Source organism: Streptomyces albofaciens JCM 4342 (genome assembly GCF_008634025.1).
Taxonomy (GTDB): domain Bacteria; phylum Actinomycetota; class Actinomycetes; order Streptomycetales; family Streptomycetaceae; genus Streptomyces; species Streptomyces albofaciens.
This window is the reverse complement of the sequence record NZ_PDCM01000001.1, coordinates 1351832-1376412: the sequence shown is the minus strand read 5'-3', so window position 1 is coordinate 1376412 and position 24581 is coordinate 1351832. Positions and strand designations below refer to the sequence as shown.

The following is a 24581-nucleotide window of genomic DNA, read 5'->3' as shown; positions in this document are numbered from 1 at the left end:
CCGTACGGTCGGAGCCGTGATCCGTACGGTCGGAGCCACGCCCGTACCGCCGAAGCCACACCCCGTACAGCAGGAGCCCCGCCCCGTACCGCAGGAGCCCCGCCCCGTACGGCATGAAGGCCCGGTCCCGGAGGACCGGACCCCTGGTCTCAGCGCGTCCGCGTCTCGCCCGGAGCTACCGCGTCACGCCCGGAACGTCCGCGTCGCGCCCGGAACTACCGCGTCACGCCCAGAGCTGCCCGTGCAGCGTTTCGATGGCGGCCTCGGTGGACTCGGCGGTGTAGACGCCGGTGGAGAGGTACTTCCAGCCGCCGTCGGCGACGACGAAGGCGATGTCGGCGGGCTGTCCGGCCTTGACCGCCTTGCGGGCCACGCCGATCGCGGCGTGCAGGGCGGCGCCCGTCGAGACGCCCGCGAAGATGCCCTCCTCGGCGAGGAGTTCGCGGGTGCGGCGCACGGCGTCCTCGGAGCCGACGGAGAACCGGGTGGTGAGCACCGACTCGTCGTACAGCTCGGGCACGAAGCCCTCGTCGAGGTTGCGCAGCCCGTAGACCACGTCGTCGTAGCGCGGCTCGGCGGCGACGATCTGTACGCCGGGGACGTGCTCGCGCAGATAGCGGCCGACGCCCATGAGCGTGCCGGTGGTGCCCAGGCCCGCCACGAAGTGGGTGATGGACGGCAGGTCGGCGAGGATCTCCGGGCCGGTGGTGGCGTAGTGGGCACCGGCGTTGTCGGGGTTGCCGTACTGGTAGAGCATCACCCAGTCGGGGTGCTCGGCGGCCAGTTCCTTGGCGACCCGTACGGCCGTGTTGGAGCCGCCCGCAGCGGGCGACGAGATGATCTCGGCGCCCCACATGGCGAGCAGTTCGCGCCGTTCGGAGGAGGTGTTCTCCGGCATGACGCAGACGATCCGGTAGCCCTTGAGCTTGGCCGCCATCGCCAGCGAGATGCCGGTGTTGCCCGAAGTGGGCTCCAGGATCGTGCAGCCGGGGGTGAGCCGGCCGTCCTTCTCGGCCTGCTCGATCATGTGGAGCGCGGGGCGGTCCTTGACCGAGCCGGTCGGGTTGCGGTCCTCCAGCTTGGCCCAGATGCGGACGTCGGCGGAGGGCGACAGCCGCGGCAGGCGGACCAGCGGGGTGTTGCCGACCGCCGCCAGCGGCGAGTCGTACCGCATCAGCGCTGGTCCCGGGGGTCGTCGGACATGCCCGAGCCGCCGGCCACGGCCGGGAGGATGGTGACGCTGTCGCCGTCGCTGAGCTTGGTGGAGATGCCCTCCAGGAAGCGCACGTCCTCGTCGTTGAGGTAGACGTTCACGAAGCGGCGCAGCTGGCCGCCGTCGACGAGGCGCTCACGGATGCCGGTGTGGCGGCTCTCCAGGTCGGCGAAGAGGTCGGCGAGCGTGTCCCCGCTGCCCTCGACGGCCTTCTGGCCGTCGGTGTAGGTGCGGAGGATGGTCGGGATACGGACCTCGATGGCCATGAGTGCTCCTGTGGGAGGGCGGGGCGTGCGGGATGGGCGTGCGCGCGGCGCAGGCTCGGGCGTGCGTCGCGGATGGCGCTGTGCGGGAGAGCGCGGATGGGCGCACAGGCACGTAGGCGTGCCGCGCGCCGCGGCCGCCGCGCGGCCGGTGTCCGGCGGCGTCAGGCGACAGCGCGCTTCGGACAGATGGCGCTGGCTAGGCGGCACAGGTCGACGTGCAGCCGCGCCACAAGCAACATGCCCGGCGTCTTCTCGCTCACGTCGTGGAAAACCATGCGGTCATCGTATCGATTCCCGGTCCGGCTACTGGAACCTCGTCTTGCGATCCGGACGGTTGCCGCACACCTGGTGGGACGCCGCGCGACCGGAGTACGGATCAGGAGCGCCCCTCGTACGCCGCGATACGGGCTTCCCTGCTGGTCAGGCAGCAGCTGGCACAGCGTACGGCTTCGGCGCTCGTATGGAAGAGGCAGCAGGTCCGGCGGAGGTACACCAGACGCCGGGTACCGTCGGACCGTGTGACGGTGGCCACATCGCCCAGTGCGGCGAGTCCGCCGGGCGCGCCGTCCAGGAAGGCGGACCAGCGGCGGGCCAGCAGTTCCGGGGCTGCGCGGGAGGCGCCGAGGGCGGTCGCGCAGCCGTGCGCCACTCCCCCGCGCAACTGCCGCAGCCCGGCCCGGGTGCGCTCCCGCAGAGCGTCGGCCAGGGGGAGCAAATGCTGGGTGAGGACGGCGTGTTGGACCGTGGTCTCACGCTCGTCCGGCCCGTCCGCCTCATCCAGCATGCGGAACGCCCGCAGCCGCACCTCCGCGATGCCGTGCCCGGGGTCCGGCCGCAGCCACACGTTCCCGGGCCGCACGTCCAGAACGCGCCCGGTCAGCGCCCAGTGCAGCACGGCCGCCGCCGTCACCCGGCCCGCGTAGACCGCGATGAGGGTGAGGGCGGCGGCGTGGGCGGTGCGGTGGCCGCTGCCGCGGTGTTCGGTGTCCAGCAGGTGGGACAGTTCCGGGCCGTACGGGTCGAGCAGGCGGTCGGCGGCGAGCCAGCCGGGCGCGCCGGGCGGCGGGGCGCCGAGCCCGAGGCGGTAGCGGGGGCCGTGCGCGGCGAGGGCGGCGAGGGCGGCGAGCGGGCCGTCCTGGGCGGCCGCCTCCCCCTGCGCGCTCACCGCCGCACCTCCTCGGCAGCGTCCCCGTCCGCACCCTCGCCCGCGTCCGCCTCCACTTCCACTTCCGCATCCGCATCCGCATCCGCACCCGCACCCGCACCCGCACCCGCACCCGCACCCGGCGGCAGATACACCACCGTCGGCGCCCCCGTCACCGGATGCACGCCGACCTCCGCCGCCACCCCGTACACGTCGGCCAGCAGCTCGGGTGTGAGGATCTCGTGCGGCGTGCCGTGGGCGACGACGCGGCCGGCGCGCAGCACGTACAGGCGGTCGCAGTAGTACGCGGCGAGGTTGAGGTCGTGTAGCGCGAGCAGGGCGCTGGTGCCGAGGCCGGTCACGAGGGAGAGGACGTCGAGCTGGTAGCGGATGTCGAGGTGGTTGGTCGGCTCGTCGAGGACGAGCAGCGACGGCTGCTGCACGAGGGCCCGCGCGACCAGGACGCGCTGCCGCTCGCCGCCCGAGAGCGCGGCGAAGGAACGGTCGTGCAGCGCCGCGGCGCCCACCCGGGCCAGCGCCTGGTCGACGAGCGCGGCATCGGCCGCCGAGTCGGTCTCCCAGAAGCGCTTGTGCGGGGAGCGGCCCATGGCGACGATCTCGCGCACGGTCAGTTCGAACGCGGCGCCGCCGTCCTGCGGGACGGTGGCGATGCGCCGGGCCCGCTCCTTGGCGGAGAACCCGGCCAGGTCCCGCCCGTCGAGGGTGAGCCGGCCGTGGGTGGGGGCGAGGGTGCCGTAGACGCAGCGCAGCAGGGTGGTCTTGCCGCTGCCGTTGGGGCCGACGAGGCCCACCGTCTCCCCGGGGCCGACGTACAGATCGGCGCCGTCGACCAGGTGGCGGCCGTCGATGCCGTACGACAGGCCCTCGGCCCGCAGCTCGGCGGGGGCGGGCGCGGGGCCGGGCCCGGGTACGGAGACGGGGACGGGGGCGGGAACCGCGTCCGTGGTCCGGCCACTCACCTGGTGCCCCGTGCTCCGGTGCTCCGCCATCCGGTGCTCCGCCATCCGGTGCTCCGTCATCCGGTGCTCCGTCATCCGGTGCTCCCTTCCGTACGTGTCGTGCGGCGCAGCAGCCACAGGAAGAACGGTCCGCCGGCCAGCGCCGTGATCACCCCGACCGGGATCTCCTGGGAGCCCGCGACCGTACGGGCCAGCAGGTCGGCGAGGACGACGAAGACCGCGCCCGCCAGCGCCGCGACGGGCAGCAGGGCGCGGTGCGAGGCGCCGACGAGCATCCGTACGGCGTGCGGCACCATCAGGCCGACGAAGCCGATCGAGCCGCTGGCCGCCACGAGCACGCCGGTGACCAGCGACGCGAGGACGAAGACGGCGGCGCGGAAGCGGCCGGTGTCCAGGCCGAGGACGGTGGCGCCCTCCTCCCCCACCAGCAGCAGGTCCAGCGGCCGGGCGAGGGTGAGCAGCAGCGCGAGCCCGGCGAGCAGGACGGCGGCGGGCAGCCACAGCGTGTTCCAGCGGGCCTGGCCGAGGCCGCCGAGCGTCCAGAACATGATCGCCCGCAGGTGCTCGGCCTCGGCCGCGGTGACCAGGACGAGGCTGGTGAGCGCGGACAGGATGTACTGCACCGCGACGCCGGCCAGCACCAGCCGCCCGGTGGTCATGGTGCCGCCGCGCCGCGCCATCGCGTACACGGCGATCAGCGCGGCGAGCGAGCCCACGAAGGCGCCCAGCGGCATGGAGACGGTGGTGGCCACGCCGCTGCCGACGCCCAGCACGACGACCATGACGGCGCCGGTCGAGGCCCCCGAGGAGACGCCGAGCAGGAACGGGTCGGCGAGCGGGTTGCGGACCAGCGCCTGGAGGACGGTGCCGAGGACGGCCAGCCCCGCGCCGACGACGGCGCCGAGCAGCACGCGCGGCAGCCGGACGTCGAGCACGATGGTCGGGTACGGGCCGGGCGGCGCGTCCCCGGACAGGATGCGCAGCACGTCGCCGGGCGGGATGTTGACGGAGCCGAGGACGAGGCCGGCCAGCCCCGCCGCGAGCAGCGCGGCGAGCAGGACGGCCAGTACGAGGGTGTAGCGCAGCCGGCGCGGCGGCGGCGCGGTCTCGCAGGTCACCGCGGGCTACTTGAAGGCGTCCGGGTGCAGCTGTCCGGCCAGCGACCGGACCGCGTCCGGCACGCGCACGCCGAGCACCGCGCTGGACAGTGGCAGCACCGCGAACCGCTTGTTCTTGACGGCCGGTACGTCCTGGAGCGCCGGGTCGTCCAGCAGCCGCTTCTTCTTCGCCTCGACGGTGGTGCCGCCGTAGTCGTAGATCACGATGATCTCGGGCTTGCGGTCGACGATCTGCTCCCAGGACACGTCGGTGAAGGTCCGGCCCTGGTCCGCGAAGACGTTGCGGCCGCCGGCGAGGGAGATGATCTCGTTGCCGATGCCCTTGCCGCCCGCGGTGTGCACGGCGGTGTCGCCGCTGTCGTAGACGAAGACGGGGACCGGGGCGACGCCCTTGAGCTTGTCCTTGGTGGCGTCGATCGTCGTCTCGGCCTTCTTGACCAGGGCCTCGGCCCGGTCCCGTACGCCGAAGGTCGCGCCGACCTCGCGGATCTCCTGGGCGAGCTGCTGCACGCCGGTCTTGCCCTGGGAGCAGTACTCGATGTTCAGGCGGGTCTTGATGCCGGACTTCTCCAGGGCCGCCCGCTCGCGGCCCTCGCCCTTGTCGAAGGCGCTGGCGTACCCGCCGTAGACGAAGTCGGGGTTGGCGCCGAGCAGCGTCTCGTACGACGGGTACTCCTTGGCGAGTACCTTGACGCTCTTGTAGTCCTTCTCGTACTGCGGCAGCACCTTGTCGTCGAGATAGGCGGTGCCCGCGAGCCGGTCCTTGAGGCCGAGGGCGAGCATGATCTCGGTGGTGTGCTGGTTCATGGTCACCGCGCGCCGCGGCGGTGCCTGGAAGGTGGTGCGTACGCCGCAGTTGGTGACGGTGTACGGGAAGCCGGCCGCCTTGGTCCCGGCCCCGTCGGGCGCCTTGCCGTCGTCGCCGCCGCTGCCGCAGGCGGCGAGCGGCAGCAGGACCGCCGCCGGGATGAGCGCGCGCAGGGCGCGATGGGACCTGGACATGGCCGTGCCTCCTCCGGGGGATCCGCGTCCCCTGGTCGGTGTGCTGAGGGCGGCAGGTCAGTTCCTGGCTCCCGGGCCGTACGGCGGCCCGGTCACAGTGGCGGGACCGTCCCGGATTCGCACCGGGTTCCTGGGTCCTGCCGCCCGAGGGTGATGCGGCACAGTGTGTCAGGTGCGCGGACGGCGCCCGCCGCCGCGGTGGTCCGTACGGCTCGCCGGCCCGGCGTCAGTACGCGTCGACGACCTCGACGTCTTCCTCCGTGACCACTCCGTCCACGATCCGGAACGAGCGGAACTGGAAGGGGCCCGCGTCGTCGGTGTCGGCGGTGGAGACCAGGACGTAGTGCGCGCCGGGCTCGTTCGCGTAGGAGATGTCCGTACGGGACGGGTAGGCCTCGGTCGCGGTGTGCGAGTGGTAGATGATCACCGGTTCCTCGTCCCGGTCGTCCAGCTCGCGGTAGAGCTTGAGCAGGTCCTGGGAGTCGAACTCGTAGAAGGTGGGCGAGCGGGCGGCGTTGAGCATCGGGATGAACCGCTCGGCGCGTCCGCTGCCGGCCGGGCCCGCGACCATGCCGCACGCTTCGTCCGGGTGGTCCTTGCGGGCGTGTTCCACGATCTGGTCGTACAGGGCCTTGGTAAGGGTCAGCATGGGGCCAAGAATAAGCAGGCGGGCCGACCCGTACCGGAGGTCGGTACGGATCGGCCCGCATGCTGGACAGCGGCCTCGGCGGCCCGTCGGGACGGGCCGTCCTCGGCCCTGTCCTCAGCCCTTCGTGGCGCCCTTCGCGGTGCCCTTTCCGCCGTCCCGCGCGGTCGCATCCGCCCCCACAGCGGTAGCGGCCGACCGGGCGAACGACTCCGGGTTGCGCGCCTTGAGCACCAGGTAGCTGACGCCCAGGACCAGCGCCCAGAACGGTGCCGCGTACAGCGAGACCCGGGCGTCCGGGTCCACCCCCATCATCACGATGACCATGCCGATGAAGGCCAGCGCGAAGATCGAGGTGTACGGGGCGCCGGGCGCCTTGAACTCGGACTGCGGCAGCTCGCCGCGGTTGGCCTTGGCCCGGTAGCGCAGCTGGGACAGCAGGATCATGATCCAGGCCCACATACCGGAGATCGTCGCGAAGGAGACCACCAGGTCGAACGCCTTGCCCGGCCACTGGTAGTTGATCCACACGCCGAACAGCATCATCGCGACGGAGACACCGGTGCCCCAGGTCGGCAGGCCGTTCTTGCTCAGGCGGGTGAACAGCTTCGGCCCCTGGCCGTTGAGCGCCAGGTCGCGCAGCATCCGGCCGGTCGAGTACATGCCGGAGTTGGCCGAGGACAGCGCCGCCGTCAGTACGACGAAGTTGACGATGGCCGCGCCGGCCGGCAGGCCGATCTGCTGGAAGGCCGCGACGAACGGGCTCACGCCCGGCTTGAAGACGGTCCAGCTGACGACGGACAGGATGATGATCAGCGCGCCGATGTAGAAGAGGCCGATGCGCCACGGCACGGTGTTGATCGCCTTGGGCAGGACCTTCTTCGGGTTGGTGGCCTCGCCCGCGGTGACACCGACGAGTTCGACCGCCAGGAAGGCGAACATCACGATCTGGAGGGTCATCAGCGTGCCGCCGATGCCCTTCGGGAAGAATCCGCCGTCCGACCACAGGAGGGTGAAGGAAGCGGTGTCACCGGCGTCGGAGAAACCGAGAGTGATCACACCGAGGCCGATGAGGATCATGCCGATGATCGCGGTGACCTTGACCATCGAGAACCAGAACTCCAGCTCACCGAAGAGCTTCACGGAGATCAGATTGATTCCGAACAGGGCCACCGTGAAGACCAGGGCGGACGCCCACTGGGGTATTCCCTTGTTCCAGTACTGCACATAGGTGGCAGCTGCAGTCACTTCGGTGATGCCGGTGACCACCCAGAACAGCCAGTACGTCCAGCCGGTCACGAAGCCCATGAACGGGCCGAGGAATTCGCGGGCGTATTCCGAGAAGGAGCCCGACACCGGGCGGTACATGAGCAGCTCGCCCAGGGCCCGCATGATGCAGAAGATGACCAGGCCCACGATGGCGTAGGCCAGGATGATGCTGGGTCCTGCCTTCGAGATCGCCTTGCCCGCCCCGAGGAACAGGCCGGTTCCGATGGCGCCACCAATGGCGATCATCTGGATCTGCCGGTTTCCCAGCCCCCGCTGGTAACCCTCTTCGGCGGCAGATCCCGCGGCATCGCTGCCGTCGAGTTTCTTTTCGACCTGCACAGAGGTCATGAGTGGTGCGCCCTTCTCCATTCCGACCCGGTCTGTCCGGATCGGGTTCCGATCCCCCCGGATGGAGTTCCTGCACGCCGACGGTCGGTCGGCCAAGCGCTCCCGGAGCAACAGGGGTGGCGTCACTCACGGCAGGTCGTGAACATCTATCACGGCCTCGCACACCTCTACCAGTGATGTCACGAAGCCGAGCACAAGAAAAGTAGGATAAATGCTGGAAAGGGCCGGTGGGTAGTCAGGGCCGGTGACGCGATCGTTATCCGGATTTGAGCGTCCGTTGAGCGGTGGCGTGATCCGGGCGCCCGGGCCACGCCGTACGGGTCGCGCCGGGGACGCGGAACGGCCCCGATGCCAGACGCGGCACGGGTCGGACGCGCGGCGACGGCGCCCGGGGACGGCCCGCCGAGGGCCCCGCTCCGTCCGGCGGACGGGCCCGGTCACCGCACCGGGAGCGACGAAAATCACCGGCCGGGAGGGCGGGCGCGGAACGCCGTCACCACGCCGAGCGCGAAGCGGACCACCGGCCCGCTTCCGTAACCCGACCCGCTTCCGCCCCTCCCTCAGGCCGTCAACGTCTCGATCAGGCTCTCCTGGAGGCCGCCCAGCCACAGGTACGCCATCACCATCGGCTTGCGCGGGTCGCTGTCCGGCAGACGGAACAGCTCACCGCTCTCGTCCTCGTCGGTGACCTCCAGGCGGGTGCCGATGGCCAGCCGGAGGTCGTTCAGGGCGCCCAGCCACTGCCGCGACTCATCCGGCTTCAGGCGCAGTACGGCGCCGTCCACGGCCCCTTCCCCGCCCTTACCGCCGACGGGGCCGAGCGCGTCCAGGGCCCGTACGACGGCGAGCGCGTCCTCGCGCTTGCGGGCGCGCAGATCGTTCTCCGTGTAGCGGCGGAACTCGGCGGCGGCGGCGTGCGTGGCGTCGTCCGGCACCTCGTCCGGGCCGCCGTACGCGTTCGGGAAGAGCCGGGCCAGCGCCGGGTCGGAGGGCGGCTCGCTGGGGCCGTCCGTGAACAGCGCGGCGAGCGGGTCCGCGCCCTCGGGCGCCTCCTCGCCCGGTCCGATCAGCTCCATGAGCTGGACGGCGAGGCTGCGCAGGATGGAGATCTCGACCTCGTCGAGGGGGGCGGCCGCGCCACCGCCGGGCAGGGGTTCGAAGTGTCCGGCCATCAGCGGTCCTGGGTGAGGGTCGCCCACAGGCCGTAGCCGTGCATCGCTTGCACGTCGCGCTCCATTTCCTCGCGGGTGCCGCTGGAGACCACCGCCCGCCCCTTGTGGTGGACATCGAGCATGAGCTGCTTGGCCTTGCCCTTCGAGTAGCCGAAGTACGTCTCGAAGACGTACGCCACGTAGCTCATGAGGTTGACGGGGTCGTTGTGGACCACCGTGACCCAGGGCACGTCCGGGTCCGGCACCTCGGAGGGTGCCTCGCTGGACTCCGGGCGTTCGATCTCCACGGGGGCGCTGAGCGCGCAGCGCGTCGATCGAAGGGCGATGGTGGCAGACGGGTCGGCGCTCACGGTGTCCATGCTGCCACCCGTGGTGGGGCATCGCACAAACGGCCCGGGGAAATCGTCAGAGTGACGAGTATGGGAGGTAGCATCTCACCATGAACACAGCAGACCTGGGGCTGCCGGTGGCCGTGCCGTCGACTGCGCTCTTCACCGACCAGTACGAACTCACCATGCTGCAGGCCGCGCTGCGGTCCGGGACCGCCGACCGCCGCTCGGTCTTCGAGGTCTTCACCCGGCGCCTGCCCGAAGGACGCCGCTACGGAGTCGTCGCCGGAACCGGCCGGGTCCTGGACGCGGTGGAGAACTTCCGCTTCGACGAAACGATTCTCGGCTTCCTGCGCGACCGCGGCATCCTCGATGGCCCCACCCTGGACTGGCTGGCCGACTACCGCTTCCGCGGCGACATCTGGGGCTACCCGGAGGGCGAGGTCTACTTCCCCGGCTCGCCGATCATGCGGGTGGAGGGCACCTTCGCCGAGGCGGTCCTCCTGGAGACGGTGATCCTCTCCATCCTCAACCACGACTCCGCGGTCGCCGCCGCCGCGTCCCGGATGGCCGTCGCGGCCGGCGACCGGCCACTGATCGAGATGGGCGCCCGCCGCACGCACGAGCTCGCGGCGGTCGCCGCCGCCCGGTCCGCCTACGTGGGCGGCTTCCACTCCACGTCCGACCTGGCGGCCGGGTTCCGCTACAACATCCCCACCGTCGGCACCAGCGCCCACTCCTTCACCCTGCTGCACGACAGCGAGCGGGACGCGTTCCAGGCACAGGTCGACTCGCTCGGCGGCGGTACGACCCTGCTCGTAGACACGTACGACGTCACCGAAGCGGTCCGGACGGCCGTGGAGGTCGCCGGTCCCGGCCTCGGTGCCGTACGCGTCGACTCCGGCGACCTGCTGCTGCTCGCCCACCGGGTGCGCCAGCAGCTGGACGAGCTGGGCGCCCGCGACACGAAAATCGTCGTGACCAGCGACCTGGACGAGTACGCCATCGCCTCGCTCGCGGCGGCGCCGGTCGACGCGTACGGCGTGGGCACCCAGCTGGTCACCGGCAGCGGGCACCCCACCGCCTCGATGGTCTACAAGCTCGTCGCCCGCGCCGAGAGCGACGCGCCGGACGCGCCGCTGCGGCCGGTCGCGAAGAAGTCCATGGGCGGCAAGGCGTCGCTCGGCGGCCGCAAGTGGGCCGCGCGCCGCCTCGACGAGCACGGCGTCGCCGAGGCCGAGGTCGTCGGCACCGGCCCGGTACCGCCGGAACTCTCCGGCCGCCTGCTGCCGGTGCCGCTGGTCCGCGGCGGTGAGGTGGTCGCGCGTGAGCCGCTGGACGCGGCGCGGGAGCGGCATATCGCGGCGCGGGACGGGTTGCCGATGTCCGCGACGCAGTTGTCGCGGGGGGAGGCGGTGTTGCCGACCGAGCAGGTGTAGTCCGCACGGTGCGGTGCCCGCTGGCGCGGGCGGTCGGCCGGGTTCTGGTCCGCCGTGCCCGCTGGCTCGGGCGGTCGGCCGGGTCCTGGTCCGCCGTGCCCGCTGGCGCGGGCGGTCGGCCGGGTCCTGGTCCGCCAGGGCGGTGTTCGGCGGGCCGTGTGTGCTCCCAGTGCCCACTCCCCCTCGGCGCGGAGAGTGGCTACCCTCGGTCACACCGCTCCGCGCCCCCTCCAACCCCTCCCAGCCGGAAGGCTCGCACCATGCACCGGGCATTGATCGTCGTAGACGTGCAGAACGATTTCTGCGAGGGCGGCAGCCTCGCCGTGGCAGGAGGTGCGGATGTGGCCGCCGCCATCACCGACCTGGTGGGGCAGGCGGCGGGCAGCGGCTACCGGCACATCGTGGCGACCCGCGACCACCACATCGACCCCGGCGACCACTTCTCGGCCCGCCCGGACTACGAGACGTCCTGGCCCCCGCATTGCGTCGCCGGCACGGAGGGCAGCGGCTTCCACCCGAACTTCGCGCCGGCGCTCGCGTCCGGGGCGGTGGACGCGGTCTTCTCCAAGGGTTCGCACTCTGCCGCTTACAGCGGCTTCGAGGGCGAGGACGAGAACGGCCGCCCTCTGGCGGACTGGCTGCATGGTCACGGGGTGACCGAGGTGGACGTGGTCGGGCTGGCCACGGACCACTGCGTGCGGGCCACGGCGCTGGATGCGGTGCGGGAGGGGTTCCGTACGCGGGTGCTGCTCGGCCTTACGGCCGGGGTGGCGCCGGGGACCACGGAGGCCGCGCTGGAACGGATGCGGAGCGCCGGCGTCGAGCTGACCGGGAAGCCGGTGGTTATCGCTGTGTGAGGGGTGCGGTTTGCCTGGTGGGGGTGCGGGTGCTGCGCGGGCTGTCCGGTGGGTGGGGGCTCGGGGCCCCGCAGGGGTCACTCCTCGGCGCCGGGAGTCAACCGTGTGGTCATTCGTAACCGGGGTCTCGGTCGTCCTGCGGGGAGACCCCTACGTGTCCCCGAGCCCGCGCCGTTCGCGGCTTTCCCGCCACCGTGGCTGGGAACTGCACAAACAACCCCGGCCGACCGCTCACGCGGCCCGCTGACGCCCGGCCTGCGCCGACGCACCGCGAGCGTGACCACAGGGTGGGCGCGCACCAAGGTCATCTTTTCCCTCCCCCCACCGGCCCGCACTCGCCAAACCGGCGGGAGGGGGTGTGCAGGGGGACACTCCCCGCAGGACGACCGTAGCCCCGGTTACGGATACAAACTGGTTCACTCCAGGCGCCGAGGAGATGGCCCCCTGCGCACCCCCGCCCCACAAACAAAGCAAACGCGCATCCGCGCGAAGCGCGGGCCCGGTACCCCCCACCCGCCGCGCCAGCGGCTATCGGCACCGCAATAGCGCCCGTATCGGATGCCAAGACTCCGTATCGTCCTCCGGCGTCTCACGCCACACCAGCCCGTCCGGGTGATGCAGGACAGCCGTGACCTCGTCCGGAGTCGGTGGCTCCGTGTTACCGCGTAGATACACCGCCCGGAGCCCCAGGTTCCGCAACCGCGTCAGCGCACGCTGGCGGTTCGCGGCGTGTACGAGCACCCGTACGCGGTGCCCGGTACGGCCCGGTCTGGGCAACGCGAGGGCGACCACCACGCTTCCGCCGGGAAGCCTGATGAAGCCTCCTCCAGTCATGGGCATGCATTCCCCGTAAGACTCGATGTCAACAAGAACTCGCAGGATGCATCTAAACGCGATCGGCCGCCGCCCGCTAGGGGGCGACGGCCGACCGGCTTATGACCTGCGGTTTTGCTGATTACTTGGTGGAGGGGCCCACCTGGAGAAGCACCGTGGAGCCGTTCCAGGCCTCCGCGACGACCTTGATCCGGGTGTTGGTGTCAGCAACGATCACGCCACCGGTCGGGTTCGACTCGTCGTAGTAGTCGCCCTTGCGGTCGTCGAAGACGGTCACGCCGGGCTTCGACGAGATCTTGGTGACCTTGCCGTCCTTGTGGAGCGTCAGCGCATCCGTGCGGTGCGCGGTGAAGGTCGAGTCGTAGCTCTGGAAGCGGTTGCGCATCAGCTTGCCGTCCGACCACTTCTCGGCCTTCGGGTGGGCGTCGACCGGGAGGATCTGCCCGTAACCCGGGTGCTGGCCGACGTTGTTGTCGGGCTGCGACGTGTCCCACAGCCAGACCAGGACGCCGTTCTGGTACGGGAAGTGCTCGACCCACTGGGGGCGGGTGGACGCCCAGCCGAAGTTGTACGGGCCGGTCTGGAGGGTCTTGTCGTACGAGACGTACTGGCGGTTCTCGGCGATGTAGTAGCGCGGGTAGTCCTTGGTGAAGGACGCGCCGATGCGCGAGAAGCCCTTGGCCGTCCAGCCGTTGTCACCGGCCTCGGCGCCATCCGTGAAGAGCGCCGTGCCGTCGGCGGTCACCGAGATCGCGTCGGCGGCGAAGCCCTTCTGGGCCGCCCCGCCGTCCGTCTGGTAGCGGAAGCGCAGGTCGATCTTCTTGCCGGCGTAGGCGTCGAGCGGGAAGACCAGGTCCTTGTAGGAGTCCGAGGTGCCGGTGAGCGCGGGCTTGTCGCTGCCGTCGCGGGGGATCGCCTTGCCGTCGGCGGTGCCGTCCAGCGGCGTGTAGTTGGCGCCGCCGTCCGTGGAGACCTCGGCGTACGCGTAGTCGTAGTTCTGCTCGATGTCCCACCAGCCCTTGAGCGTCAGGGCGGCGCTCTTCTTGCCGGTGAGGTCCACGGAGCGGGTGAGGGTGTTCTTCAGGTCGTTGCCCATGCCGCTCCACCACTGCTGGGTGCCTTCGGCGGGCTTGACGACGTCGGTGCGGACCGACTTGGCGGGCAGTTCGACCACCACGGCCTGCTTGTTCCTGGTGTTGTACTCGGCGACGCCGAGCATGTGGGTGGACTTGGTGGCCGCCTTCGCCTTGGCGTAGTTCAGCCAGCCGAGCTGGAGCTTGTCCCAGGCGCTCATGTCGCCGGGGAGGTCGCCTATGGAGTCCTTGCCGCGGCCGAGCCAGGAGCCGCCGGACATCAGCGACCAGGAGTCGACGGAGGATTCACCGGTGCCGGTGGTGTCGTACTCGTCCGGCAGGCCGAGGTCGTGGGCGTACTCGTGGGCGAAGACGCCCAGGCCGCCGTTCTCGGGCTGCATCGTGTAGTCACCGACCCAGACACCGGTGTTGCCTATCTGGGTGCCGCCGGCCTTGTTGCCGGCGGGGCCGGTGTGGCCGGAGTCGCTGCCGTACGCGTACCAGCGGTGCGCCCAGATGGCGTCCTTGCCCTGCGCGCCGCCGCCCGCGGACTCGTCCTCGCCGGCGTGCACGATCTGGAAGTGGTCGATGTAGCCGTCGGGCTCGTTGAAGTTGCCGTCGCCGTCGTGGTCGTAGCGGTCCCACTGGTCGTACTTGGCGAGGTCGGCCTTGATCTGGGCGTCGGTGCGGCCCTTGGCCTTCTGGTCCTCGGCCCAGCGGTTGACGCCGTCGCGGATCAGGTCCCAGGCGCTGGGGCAGTTGGTGGAGCCGCAGTAGTTGGACCCGTAACGGGCCTCGTTCCAGTCGACCTTGACCCAGTCGGAGACCTCGCCGTCGACCGAGTAGCGGCCCGAGGACTGCTTCTCGTAGTACTTGGCCAGGGACTCCTTGTCCTTGTCGTGCGAGAAGTAGAGATCCTGGAAGTGCCGGCGGTTGTAGTCCTTCTGCCAGGCGGTGGAGTTGTCGTTGCGGCGGTCGGGCTGCGCGATGGTGTTGTGCGCGGGTCCGGCCGTGCCGCCGTACTTCTTCACCGGGGGCTTGGGGCCGTCACCGTCCGGGTCGTACATCGTGGTGTCGTCGACCTTGTCGCCGAACTCGACCAGGATGGTGAAGATCTTGTCGGTCTTCTCGCGGGCGAGTTCGACGTACTTGCCGCCGTTCAGCTTCACGACCTGCGAGCCGCCGCGCCGGGTGGGCTTGGCGTCGCCGGATATGACCTGCTGGAGCGCTTCCTTGCGCTGTGCCGCCTGCTGGTCGCTGAACGGCCCCTTCAGGTCGTGGTCGACGGCCTGCTTGGCGGGGGACCCCGGGTCCTGCCGCTGGACGGCGAGCGGCCCGTGGCCGTCGTCGGCCTGCGCCGGCGCGCCGGAAGACAGGGCGGCCGCCCCGATCGCGGCGGCGGCGGTGACCAGGGCGGCCGGTCTGAACGCCCGTCTCTTGGCTCTCACTTGGCGCATTCCTCCCCATGGGAAATGGTCGCTGGATGCCAGCATTTGACCGGAAGGGGAAGGGAAAAGACAGACCTTGACTTGGTCACGACAGAGAAGTACGGTTTTCGACCCTCAGGTTGCGGCTATCGGACATCTCCGTGCACGTTCCCGTGCGTACCCGCACTCCCCCCGGCGGCTCCCCCGCGACGCGCTCCCACACCCCAATCAACCCCCCGATCAGGGACGTTCAAACTCCGGATGAATCCGTGCGCCCCTCGTGCTCCGGAACCGTGGGTTAGGTCACGCTTACCGCCAGTTCCGCTCGGGCAGTAAGGACCGTAGAGTCATTTGACGGCGCGCGCCCCTGTCGACCACACCCCTGCCGACCTCTTGAGGACGGATCCGCCATGCCTCGTCCGACTGCCGCACAGCTCGCCTACGGTTCGGCCACCGTCGTCTTCTCGACCCTCGCCATGCTGCTGCTCTCACAGACACGGACCGGCGCCGGCATCGCGGTCATCGCCGTCGCCGCATTGGCCCTCGGCCTGCTGGTCGCCATGACGGCGCCGGGGCCGGGGGCCTTTCACGTGACGCGGCGTAGGGCCCGGCGCGCGACCGCGGACGAGCACCTGCCGTCCACCACCGCTACGGCTGCCGCGCGCCTGCCGCGTCAGCGCACCCATGCGGGCGTCTCCTCCAAGGCACGCGTCAGCGAGCACTCCCGTTAGTCACCCGTCCGTGGCTGGTGGACGCGCGTAGGCGGCCGGGCACCGCTCGGAAGAGGGGTGCGCCGACCGCCGGTTGACGCGCCGGAGCCGCCGTGGGACCGGGACGCCCGGACACCGCCGGAGCACGGCCGGACCGCCGGAGCACGGCCGGACCGCCGGCCCCGGCCGGGCCGCGGCGCCGTCGCCGGGCCACGGCCGCCGGTCCGTCAGGCGGCGGAGACCACCACGGTCTTCGCCGCCTTGTCGTGCAGGCACTGCTGGTACGGCTTGTCCCAGGTGCACCACAGGATGTTGACGAGCCAGAAGACGAAGCCGCAGCACGGCACGATCTCCGGGAGCGTGTAGACCACCGCCCGCACCCACCCCGCCTGCCCGGCCGGCACCGCGCCGTTCTCCAGCATCCCCACCCGGATCTTCATCACCATCTTGCCGACGGTCTGGCCGCGGCTGGTGAGCATCAGGCCCTCGTAGACGAGGTAGGCCAGCATCGTGACGCCGGAGACCCACGCCTGCCGGCCGGTCTGCGTGCTGTCCGTCGACCAGTAGTCGAAGCCGCCGACGATCGCGCTCATGATCAGGCCGACCGGTACGCAGACGATGATCCAGTCGATGATGCGGGCCACCAGCCGGCGGCCCCGGTTCGCCAGCGGCGGCATCCCGGCGAGCGGATCGGCTGCACCGTACTGGTCGCCGTAGGGGTTCCCGCCGTACGGGTCGCCGCCGTAAGGGTCGCCGCCGTACGGGGGCGGGGGCATCCCGCCGGGCGGCGGGCCGCTGCCGGGCGGCGGGCCGCTTCCAGGGGGCGGGCCGCCACCGTACGGATCCCCGCCGGGGGGCTGTTCACCGTACGGCGTGGAGTTGGCCGGCCGGTCGTACGGGGAGCCCTCCGCCGGGCGGCCGCCGTACGGAGAGCCGCCCGCCGGAGGTTCCTGCGGCCTCTTCAGGAACGGGTCGTCCTCCGGCGGTTCGCCGCCGGAGCCGGGCCTGGGCTGGTCGGTGCTCATGGCCCGAGTCGAACCCGGGCCGCGCGGCTCCGCATCCGGCGAGGGCCGGGCGGGTGACGCGGCCGGGCGGGCGGCCTACTCCCCGGCCTTCTCGGCGACGAACGTCCGCGCGAGCTTGTCGTGCCAGCACTGCCGCCACGGGCGGTCGAACAGGCACCACACCGCGTTGACGACCCCGACCGCCAGGACGCCGAGCACCCCGTACACCAGCCACCGCTTGAGCACGGCGGACAGCGGCGGGGTGTCGTGCCCCTCGATGTCCAGCACCCGCACACCGCACACCTTCTTGCCGAGCGTGTGGCCCCACTTGGCGGTGGGCAGCACCTCGTACAGACCGCCGCCGATGAGCAGCACGGCGAGCACGATGGCCAGGTAGGGGCCGGTCGTGCCGTCCAGCAGGTAGACCGTGACCTCGCGGCCGGACTGCTTGGCGGCCTCCACCTTGGCGTCGATGTGGTCGGTGGCCGGGCCCCACAGCGGTACGGCGGCGGCGCCGGTGATGACGGCCAGGACGAGCGTGTCGATCAGACGGGCGGCGAACCGGCGGCCCAGGGAGGCCGGGCGGCCCTGCGCCTGCGCCGCGGCGAACGGGTCCGCGGTCGGCGGCTTCCAGGGCACGACGCCCTCCGCCGCCCCGCCGTCCTGCTGCGGCGGGAAGCCGGAGAAGGGGGGCGCGGGCTGGGCCTGCGGCGCGGGCTGCGGCGGCGCCTGACGGACCGGCGCGTGCGGCGCCGGTGGCTGCTGGGGCTGCTGCGCCTGGTGGGGCGGGAACGGCTGGTGCGGGGCGGGCGGCGCGGCGGGCGCGGGTCCGGACTGCGGCTGTACGGGCCCCTGGGGCGCCTGCTGGGCCGGTCCCGGGGCGGCGGCGGCCGGACCGCCGGGGCCGGGCTGCGCAGGCCCCTGCCGCGGTCCTGGGGCGGCCGGCGGCTGCTGCGCTCCGGTGGACGGCAGCGGCTGCGGAGCCGTGCTGCCGGGCGCGGGCGACGACGGTGCGGGCGACGACGGCGCGGGGCCGGGCTGCGGCGCCACCCGGAACGCCATCGTGTCGCTCTTGCCGCCCGCGTTCGCCTCGGGGCGCACGGCGCGGATCGTGGTCGTACCGTGATCGCGGCGCGGCCCCTCCTCGTCCCGTACGGCGCGGATGGTGACCGTACCGTCGGAGCGCGGAGTGCCCTCGCCCGCAACCGGTGTCGCGGCCGGGGCTGCGGCCTCGTCCCGCTGCTGCGGCAGTCCGGACTGCCGTTCCTCGGGCGAGCCCCAGGCGATACGGCTGTCCTGCTGCTGATCGCCGAAGCCGTTCTGCCGGGCCGTGTCGGCCTGCCAGGCGGAGGCCGGGGCGCCCGTACCGGAAGCGGCGTCCGCCCCGGACGGCCCGTCGGGTTCCCCGTCGTCGTCGAGGAAGACCGGGCCGGTCTCCTCCACGGCGGGGGTGGGGGCCGGCGCGGGCGCGGGGGCCTGAGCTGCGGCGCCGGGCGGCGGTGCGGGCAGCGCCTCGCCCTCGGCGGGCGCCGGGCGGCTGGTGCCCGGCACCCATGCGGCACCGTTCCAGTACCGGATGTAGCCGGGGATGGACGGGTCCGGGTAGAAGCCTGGCGTGGGGCTGCCGCCGGCGGATCCTGAGGAAGGGGCGCTCATGTCCGAATTCCCGTATCTGTTCTCGGCCTGGTGTGGTGGGTGGGGCATGTGCAGTCTGCCGCAACGCAGCGTCCACATCTATCAGACGGAGGGTCGGGCCGGGCGTCCCGGCCGGGCGGGACCACCTGGAAGAGGCCCGCGAAAAAAGTTGTGCGAAGTCGCGTAATGGTCCGGGCGCCGCGGCCTCTATCCAAGTACGGGCCTCGTCCCATGGGCCCGCAGCAGGTACAGAGAGAGGCGGACCGCATGCACACCGTGGTGGAACGAGAACTGGAGCTGGGTCTGGTCCTGTCGCCGGAGCGCAGCATTCCCGTACCGGCCCGGCTGACCTACCGCACGGACGACCCCTACGCCATCCACGTGACCTTCCACATCGGCTCGGACTCCCCCGTCAACTGGACGTTCGCCCGCGAGCTGCTCGTGGAGGGGGTGTTCCGGCCGTGCGGCCACGGCGACGTGCGGGTGTGGCCCACGAAGGTGGACGGACGGAACCTGGTCTGCATGGCGCTCAGCTCCCCGGACGGCGACGCGCTGCTGGAGGCGCCGGCCGCGGCGGTCTCGGCGTGGCTGGAGCGCACACTGCGGGTCGTCCCGCCGGGGTCCGAGCACGAGCACCTGGGGCTGGACAAAGGGCTGAGCGCGCTGTTCGCGATGGCGCCGCGGGACGACCTGTGGCGGTCCGGCCCGTGGCCGTCCGACGAGTCGCCGGAGGCCGGTGCGTGACGCCGGGCCGTGCGGTCCGGGCCGGACGTACCCGCGTCAGGACGCCGCGGTACCGAGGTCCGCCAGGGTGTGCTTGCGGGTCAGGAACTCGATGGCGTGGCCGTCCGGGTCGCTGACGTAGACCCCGCGCCCGCCGGCGAGGTGGTTGATCTCCTGCGGCTTGCGGTGGTACGGGTCCGCCCAGTACGGCAGTTCGCGCTCCTGGATACGGGCGAAGATCGCGTCGAACTCCTCCTCGGAGACCCGGAAGGCGAGGTGCTGGCGCACGATCGCGTCCGGCTCGACGACATGCTCGGCGTAGTCGATGGTCAGGCCGTCCGCGGCCTGTACGGCGGCGAATGGGCCGAAGCCGGTGGGCTCGTCCAGCCCGGCCAGCTCCGCCAGGAAGCGGGCGGACGCGAACTTGTCGGTGGCGTGGACGACGGTGTGGTCGAGGTGTACGGACACGGTGGGCCTCCTGCGAAGGTCGGTGTGTTCAGGTCCGTTGAGCTCTGGCACTCCTGACCGTAGGACGGCGCCCCGCGCGCGGGTATCGGGAATCCGACCTACGCCGCCGGACCGGCCGCCACCGGTCCGACGCCCTCCGCCCCTGGACCGGTGGCGTCCCGCCCGACGGTCTCCGCCGCCGGACCGGATGCCGCCGGACCGGATGCCGCCGGACCGGATGCCGCCGGTCCGGATGCGGCCGGTCCGTACACGGCCGGTCCGCTGTGCTCAACCGCGGTACGTCTCCAGCAGCCGCAGCCACACCTCGCTGATCGTCGGGTACGAGGGGACCGCGTGCCACAGGCGGGCGAGGGGGACCTCGCCCGCCACCGCGACGGTCGCCGAGTGGAGGAGTTCACCCACCGCGGGGCCGACGAAGGTGGCGCCGAGGAGGACTTCGCGGTCCAGGTCGACGATCATGCGGGCGCGGCCGCGGTAGCCGTCGGCGTAGAGGCCGGCGCCCGCGACGGCGCCGAGGTCGTGGTCGACGACGCGGGTGCGGTGACCGGCGCGTTCGGCGTCGGCCGCGGTCAGGCCGACCGAGGCGACCTCGGGGTCGGTGAAGACGACCTGCGGTACGGCGGCGAGGTCGGCGGTCGCGGCGTGCGCGCCCCAGCGGCCGGTGTCCAGGTCCGTGGTGCCCCGGGCGCGGGCCGCGATGGCGGCGCCCGCGATACGGGCCTGGTACTTGCCCTGGTGGGTGAGCAGCGCGCGGTGGTTGACGTCGCCGACGCCGTACAGCCAGCCGTCCGCCACGTCCCGTACCCGGCAGGTGTCGTCCACCTCCAGCCACGAGCCGGGCTCCAGGCCCACCGTCTCCAGGCCGATGTCGTCGGTGCGCGGCGCGCGGCCGGTGGCGAACAGGACCTCGTCGGCGACGAGCTGCTCGCCGCCGTCCAGGACGACCGTGGCGGGCCCGTTGGGCATCTCGCGCCGTACCGCGGTCACCGAGACACCGGTGCGGACGGCGGTGCCCGCCCCGGTCAGCGCCTCGGCGACCAGTTCGCCCGCGAAGGGCTCCATCTTGGGCAGCAGTCCGCCGCCGCGCACCAGGAGGGTGACGGCGGAGCCCAGGGCCTGCCAGGCGGTGGCCATTTCGACGCCGACGACGCCGCCGCCGACCACGGCCAGGCGCGGCGGCACGGACCGTGCGCTGGTCACCTCGCGGCTGGTCCAGGGGCGGGCCGCGGTGAGTCCGGGCAGGTCGGGGAGGACGGCGCGGCTGCCGGTGCACACGGCGACGGCGTGCCGGGCGGTCAGCACGCGCTCGCCGCCGTCCGCGCCGGTGGCCACCACCACGCGCCGGGGACCGTCGAGGCGGGCCTTGCCGCGTACGAAGTCGATGCCCGCCGAGTCCAGCCACCGGACCTGGCCGTCGTCCTTCCAGTGGGAGGCGTAGGCGTCGCGGTGCGCGAGCACCGCCTTGGTGTCCAGCGGCGCGGAAGCGGCCTGGCGCAGGCCGGGCACGCGGCGCGCGTCGGCGCGGGCGGTGACCGGGCGCAGCAGCGCCTTGCTGGGCATGCAGGCCCAGTACGAGCACTCGCCGCCGACCAGCTCGCTCTCCACGATCACCGCGCTCAGGCCGAGCGCGTGGGCCCGGTCGGCCACGTTCTCGCCGGTCGGCCCGGCGCCCAGCACGATGACGTCGTACGTGTCCCGGCCTGCGGTGTCCGTGGTGCTCGGCATCGTCATCGCTCCCTGCGTCGGCGTCGCGGCGGTCGGGTCCATCCTGGTGCCGGACGCCCGGCCCGGCCACACGTATCGGGGCATTCGCGGGCGGTGCCCGCTCAGCCCTCCCGGCGCTCCACGGCCTCCTTGGCCTCCGCCAGTCCGGCGCCGGTCAGCTCCCGGTAGCGCTTGATCGCCTGTATCTTCCGGCCCTTGAGCAGCAGCGCGTCGATCTCCGCCATGCCCTCGGGGCCGGTCTCCTCGATGCCCAGGTGTTCCATGATCAGGTCGAGCTTGCGGTCGATGCGCCGGAGCCGGCGGTCGAGGGTCTTGTGGCGCGCGTCCCCGGCGGAGGTGAGGACGACGATGACGACGACGGCCGCGGCGACGGCCGTCCAGAGTTCGGAGTTCATGGGCCTGACCTTAAAAGGTCCCGCCCCTGAAAGGTCCCGCCCCCCGGAAGGTCCCGCTCAGAACAGCTTCCCCGGGTTGAGCAGCCCCAGCGGGTCGAAGACCGCCTTGATGCCACGGTGCATCTCCAGGCCCACCGGGCCCAGCTCGCGGGCCAGCCACTCCTTCTTCAGGACGCCGACGCCGTGCTCGCCGGTGATCGTGCCGCCCAGTTCCAGGCCGAGCGCCATGATCTCGTCGAAGGACTCGCGGGCGCGCCGGGACTCGTCGGGGTCGGCCGGGTCGAAGCAGACGGTGGGGTGGGTGTTGCCGTCGCCCGCGTGGGCGCAGACGCCGATGGTCAGGCCGTACTTCTCGGCGATGGCGGCGGTGCCGTCGAGCATCGCGGCGAGCTGGGAGCGCGGTACGCACACGTCGTCGATCATCGTGGCGGACTTGACGCGTTCCAGGGCGGTCAGGGTCAGCCGCCGGGCCTGGAGGAGCAGGTCGGACTCGGCCGGGGTGTCGGCCGGTACGACGTCGGTGGCCCCGGCGGCCGTGCACAGCGCGCCGACGGCGGCGAGGTCGGCGGCCGGGTCGGGGGTGTCGAAGGCGGCCAGCAGGAGCGCTTCGGTGCTCTCGGGCAGGCCCATGTGGGTCATCGCGTTGACGGCGCGGACGCTCGTACGGTCCATGAGTTCGAGCAGCGCGGGGGCGTGGCCGCGGGCCATGATCTCGCAGACGGCCTCGCACGCGGCCGCGGTGGAGGGGAACTCGGCGGCGAGCGCGAGCTGCTGGGGCGGTTCGGGCTTGAGGGCGAGCACGGCGCGTACGACGATGCCGAGGCTGCCCTCGGAGCCGACGAACAGGCGGGTGAGGTCGTAGCCCGCCACGCCCTTGGCGGTGCGCCGGCCGGTCTTCAGCAGCCGTCCGTCGGCGAGGACGACGTCCAGGCCGAGGACGTATTCGGCGGTGACGCCGTACTTGACGCAGCACAGGCCGCCGGAGGCGGTGCCGATGTTGCCGCCGATGGAGCACTCCTCCCAGCTGGAGGGGTCCGGCGGGTAGTAGAGGCCGTGTGCGTTGACGGCGCGGGAGAGCACCGCGTTGATCACGCCGGGCTCGACGACCGCGATCCGGTCGACGGGGTTGATCTCGATGATCCGGTCCATCTTGACCAGGGAGAGCACGACGCAGCCGTCGGAGGCGTTGGCGGCGCCCGAGAGGCCCGTGCGGGCCCCCTGCGGTACGACCGGGACGCGCAGCGCGGTGGCGGTGCGCATCACGTGCTGGACCTGCTCGACCGTACGCGGCAGGACGACCACGGCCGGGCGGCCGGCCTCGCAGAAGCTCGCCATGTCGTGGGCGTAGGCGCCGGTGACATCCGGGTCGGTGAGGATCGCTTCCGCGGGGAGGCCGTCGCGCAGGCGTGCGATGAGGTCCATACCGCCAGCCTCCCATCCGTGGGCCGTACACGGAAGATCCCCTCCCGCACCCGGGCGCGGTGCCCGGGTGCGGGAGCGCCGCTCCCCGCGGGAAGGGCCGCGGCCCCGCCGGGTCAGGTCCGGCGGGGCCGCGGGGTGGGGGGTGGCGTTCAGGGGGCCCGGGAGGGCGGGCCGGCCGCGGGCCGGCGGTCAGAGGTTGCCGCGCCGCTCCTGCTCCCGCTCGATCGCCTCGAAGAGGGCCTTGAAGTTGCCCTTGCCGAAGCCCATCGAGCCGTGCCGCTCGATCAGTTCGAAGAAGACGGTGGGGCGGTCCTGGACGGGCTTGGTGAAGATCTGCAACAGGTAGCCGTCCTCGTCCCGGTCGACGAGGATCTTCAGCTCGCGCAGCGTCTCGACCGGGACGCGGGTCTCGCCCGCCCACTCGCCGAGGGTGTCGTAGTAGGAGTCCGGGGTGTCCAGGAACTCGACGCCGGCCGCGCGCATGGCCCGGACGCTGGCGACGATGTCGTTGGTGGCCAGGGCGATGTGCTGGCAGCCGGGGCCGCCGTAGAACTCCAGGTATTCGTCGATCTGCGACTTCTTCTTGGCGATGGCCGGCTCGTTGAGCGGGAACTTCACCTTGCGGGTGCCGTCCGCGACCACCTTCGACATCAGCGCGCTGTATTCGGTGGCGATGTCCGAGCCGACGAACTCCTTCATGTTCGTGAAGCCCATGACGTTGTTGTAGAAGGCCACCCACTCGTCCATCTTGCCGAGTTCGACGTTGCCGACGCAGTGGTCGATGGCCTGGAAGCGGCGCTTCCCGGGCTCGACGATCGGCTCGGCGGCGACGTAGCCGGGCAGGTAGGGGCCTTCGTAATCGGTGCGCTCGACCAGGGTGTGCCGGGTCTTGCCGTACGTGGCGATGGAGGCGCGCACGACGACGCCGTGCTCGTCCTTGGTCTCGTACGGCTCCTCTATGCCGGTGGCGCCGTGCTCCAGGGCGTAGGCGTAGGCGGCGCGCGCGTCCGGCACCTCTATGGCGAGGTCGATGACGCCGTCACCGTGCGCGGCGACGTGGTCGGCCAGGAAGCGGCCCCAGTCGGTCGTCGGCTTGATGACGGAGGTGAAGACGAAGCGGGCGCTGCCGGATTCGAGCACGTAACTGGCGGTCTCACGGCTGCCGTTCTCCGGTCCGGAGTAGGCGACGCGCTTCATGCCGAAGGCGGTGGCGTAGTAGTGCGCTGCCTGCTTGGCGTTGCCGACGGCGAAGACGACCGCGTCCATCCCCTTGACCGGGAAGGGATCGGCCTGCCGCGCACTCGTGGGGGTGGTGTGGTCCGTGGTCTGAGTCATGGCGGCAGGCTCTCCCCGGTCCACAAGATGCGCAATAGTTTGCGCGT

Annotated in this window: 24 protein-coding genes and 1 riboswitch; of the genes, 4 read left to right on the top strand and 20 right to left on the bottom strand. The window is 72.0% G+C overall.

Going from position 1 to position 24581, the window contains the following annotated elements; translation table 11 throughout:
* Positions 1-223: 223 nt before the first annotated feature.
* The 11 genes from CP973_RS06340 to clpS all read right to left on the bottom strand — a co-directional run bounded on the left by CP973_RS06340 (position 224) and on the right by clpS (position 9517).
* Positions 224-1174: a PLP-dependent cysteine synthase family protein gene (locus tag CP973_RS06340; protein ID WP_003986028.1), complete on the bottom strand. Its 951-nt coding sequence runs from the start codon at positions 1172-1174 to the stop codon at positions 224-226.
* Entirely contained in the window at positions 1174-1479 is a 306-nt protein-coding gene (locus CP973_RS06335) for a MoaD/ThiS family protein (RefSeq protein ID WP_150238322.1), read from the bottom strand. Before CP973_RS06335 ends, CP973_RS06340 begins: the two co-directional genes overlap by 1 nt.
* Before the next feature lie 161 nt (positions 1480-1640).
* Positions 1641-1754, bottom strand: a complete 114-nt coding sequence (locus CP973_RS41560; RefSeq protein ID WP_341874793.1) for a putative leader peptide — start codon at positions 1752-1754, stop codon at positions 1641-1643.
* 101 nt (positions 1755-1855) lie between these two features.
* Positions 1856-2644: a (2Fe-2S)-binding protein gene (locus CP973_RS06330; protein ID WP_150238321.1), complete on the bottom strand. Its 789-nt coding sequence runs from the start codon at positions 2642-2644 to the stop codon at positions 1856-1858.
* Positions 2641-3633: an ABC transporter ATP-binding protein gene (locus CP973_RS06325; protein ID WP_425281990.1), complete on the bottom strand. Its 993-nt coding sequence runs from the start codon at positions 3631-3633 to the stop codon at positions 2641-2643. The genes CP973_RS06330 and CP973_RS06325 overlap by 4 nt, the downstream gene beginning before the upstream one ends.
* A gap of 41 nt (positions 3634-3674) precedes the next feature.
* Positions 3675-4721, bottom strand: a complete 1047-nt coding sequence (locus CP973_RS06320) for a FecCD family ABC transporter permease (protein WP_150238319.1) — start codon at positions 4719-4721, stop codon at positions 3675-3677.
* Between the two features lie 6 nt (positions 4722-4727).
* The gene (locus CP973_RS06315) at positions 4728-5723 is read right to left on the bottom strand and encodes an ABC transporter substrate-binding protein (protein ID WP_150238317.1); all 996 of its coding nucleotides are present in this window, start codon (positions 5721-5723) and stop codon (positions 4728-4730) included.
* Between the two features lie 38 nt (positions 5724-5761).
* A riboswitch (cobalamin riboswitch) is annotated at positions 5762-5879 on the bottom strand.
* A 70-nt stretch (positions 5880-5949) separates the two neighbouring features.
* On the bottom strand, positions 5950-6372 hold the full coding sequence (locus CP973_RS06310) for a M67 family metallopeptidase (protein ID WP_150238315.1): 423 nt from the start codon (positions 6370-6372) through the stop codon (positions 5950-5952).
* Positions 6373-6486: 114 nt separating this feature from the next.
* The gene (locus CP973_RS06305) at positions 6487-7986 is read right to left on the bottom strand and encodes an amino acid permease (RefSeq protein ID WP_150238313.1); all 1500 of its coding nucleotides are present in this window, start codon (positions 7984-7986) and stop codon (positions 6487-6489) included.
* 560 nt (positions 7987-8546) lie between these two features.
* A complete protein-coding gene (locus tag CP973_RS06300; RefSeq protein WP_150238311.1) occupies positions 8547-9158 on the bottom strand; it encodes a DUF2017 domain-containing protein in 612 nt (203 codons plus the stop codon).
* Positions 9158-9517: an ATP-dependent Clp protease adapter ClpS gene (gene clpS, locus CP973_RS06295; protein ID WP_234317946.1), complete on the bottom strand. Its 360-nt coding sequence runs from the start codon at positions 9515-9517 to the stop codon at positions 9158-9160. The genes CP973_RS06300 and clpS overlap by 1 nt, the downstream gene beginning before the upstream one ends.
* Positions 9518-9597: 80 nt before the next feature.
* On the opposite strand from clpS, the gene CP973_RS06290 reads away from it, so the two are divergent.
* Positions 9598-10926, top strand: a complete 1329-nt coding sequence (locus tag CP973_RS06290; RefSeq protein ID WP_150238309.1) for a nicotinate phosphoribosyltransferase — start codon at positions 9598-9600, stop codon at positions 10924-10926.
* 260 nt (positions 10927-11186) lie between these two features.
* Positions 11187-11783: an isochorismatase family protein gene (locus tag CP973_RS06285; RefSeq protein ID WP_150238307.1), complete on the top strand. Its 597-nt coding sequence runs from the start codon at positions 11187-11189 to the stop codon at positions 11781-11783.
* Positions 11784-12311: 528 nt separating this feature from the next.
* Here CP973_RS06285 and CP973_RS40720 read toward each other — a convergent pair.
* A complete protein-coding gene (locus CP973_RS40720) occupies positions 12312-12617 on the bottom strand; it encodes a hypothetical protein (protein ID WP_150238305.1) in 306 nt (101 codons plus the stop codon).
* Between the two features lie 121 nt (positions 12618-12738).
* Complete coding sequence (locus tag CP973_RS06275; protein WP_150238303.1) at positions 12739-15138, bottom strand: immune inhibitor A domain-containing protein; 2400 nt, start codon at positions 15136-15138, stop codon at positions 12739-12741.
* Between the two features lie 389 nt (positions 15139-15527).
* On the opposite strand from CP973_RS06275, the gene CP973_RS06270 reads away from it, so the two are divergent.
* Positions 15528-15848, top strand: coding sequence for a hypothetical protein (locus CP973_RS06270; RefSeq protein WP_150238301.1), 321 nt, complete (start codon positions 15528-15530; stop codon positions 15846-15848).
* 206 nt (positions 15849-16054) lie between these two features.
* Here CP973_RS06270 and CP973_RS06265 read toward each other — a convergent pair whose 3' ends face one another.
* Together CP973_RS06265 and CP973_RS06260 are read right to left on the bottom strand one after the other, a co-directional pair.
* Complete coding sequence (locus CP973_RS06265; RefSeq protein ID WP_150238299.1) at positions 16055-16852, bottom strand: RDD family protein; 798 nt, start codon at positions 16850-16852, stop codon at positions 16055-16057.
* Positions 16853-16927: 75 nt separating this feature from the next.
* Positions 16928-18487: an RDD family protein gene (locus tag CP973_RS06260; RefSeq protein WP_150238297.1), complete on the bottom strand. Its 1560-nt coding sequence runs from the start codon at positions 18485-18487 to the stop codon at positions 16928-16930.
* Between the two features lie 246 nt (positions 18488-18733).
* On the opposite strand from CP973_RS06260, the gene CP973_RS06255 reads away from it, so the two are divergent.
* Positions 18734-19210 carry an SsgA family sporulation/cell division regulator gene (locus CP973_RS06255; protein WP_150238295.1) on the top strand — a complete coding sequence of 159 codons (477 nt, stop codon included), beginning with the start codon at positions 18734-18736 and terminating at the stop codon, positions 19208-19210.
* Positions 19211-19246: 36 nt separating this feature from the next.
* On the opposite strand, the gene CP973_RS06250 is transcribed toward CP973_RS06255, so the two are convergent.
* The 5 genes from CP973_RS06250 to hppD form a co-directional block, all read right to left on the bottom strand.
* A complete protein-coding gene (locus CP973_RS06250; RefSeq protein WP_150238293.1) occupies positions 19247-19657 on the bottom strand; it encodes a VOC family protein in 411 nt (136 codons plus the stop codon).
* 267 nt (positions 19658-19924) lie between these two features.
* Positions 19925-21382, bottom strand: coding sequence for a dihydrolipoyl dehydrogenase family protein (locus CP973_RS06245; RefSeq protein WP_150238291.1), 1458 nt, complete (start codon positions 21380-21382; stop codon positions 19925-19927).
* Between the two features lie 101 nt (positions 21383-21483).
* On the bottom strand, positions 21484-21777 hold the full coding sequence (locus CP973_RS06240; RefSeq protein WP_150238289.1) for a ribosomal protein L7/L12: 294 nt from the start codon (positions 21775-21777) through the stop codon (positions 21484-21486).
* A gap of 57 nt (positions 21778-21834) precedes the next feature.
* A complete protein-coding gene (locus tag CP973_RS06235) occupies positions 21835-23199 on the bottom strand; it encodes an FAD-binding oxidoreductase (RefSeq protein ID WP_150238288.1) in 1365 nt (454 codons plus the stop codon).
* A 189-nt stretch (positions 23200-23388) separates the two neighbouring features.
* On the bottom strand, positions 23389-24534 hold the full coding sequence (hppD, locus tag CP973_RS06230) for a 4-hydroxyphenylpyruvate dioxygenase (protein WP_150238286.1): 1146 nt from the start codon (positions 24532-24534) through the stop codon (positions 23389-23391).
* Positions 24535-24581: the final 47 nt, after the last annotated feature.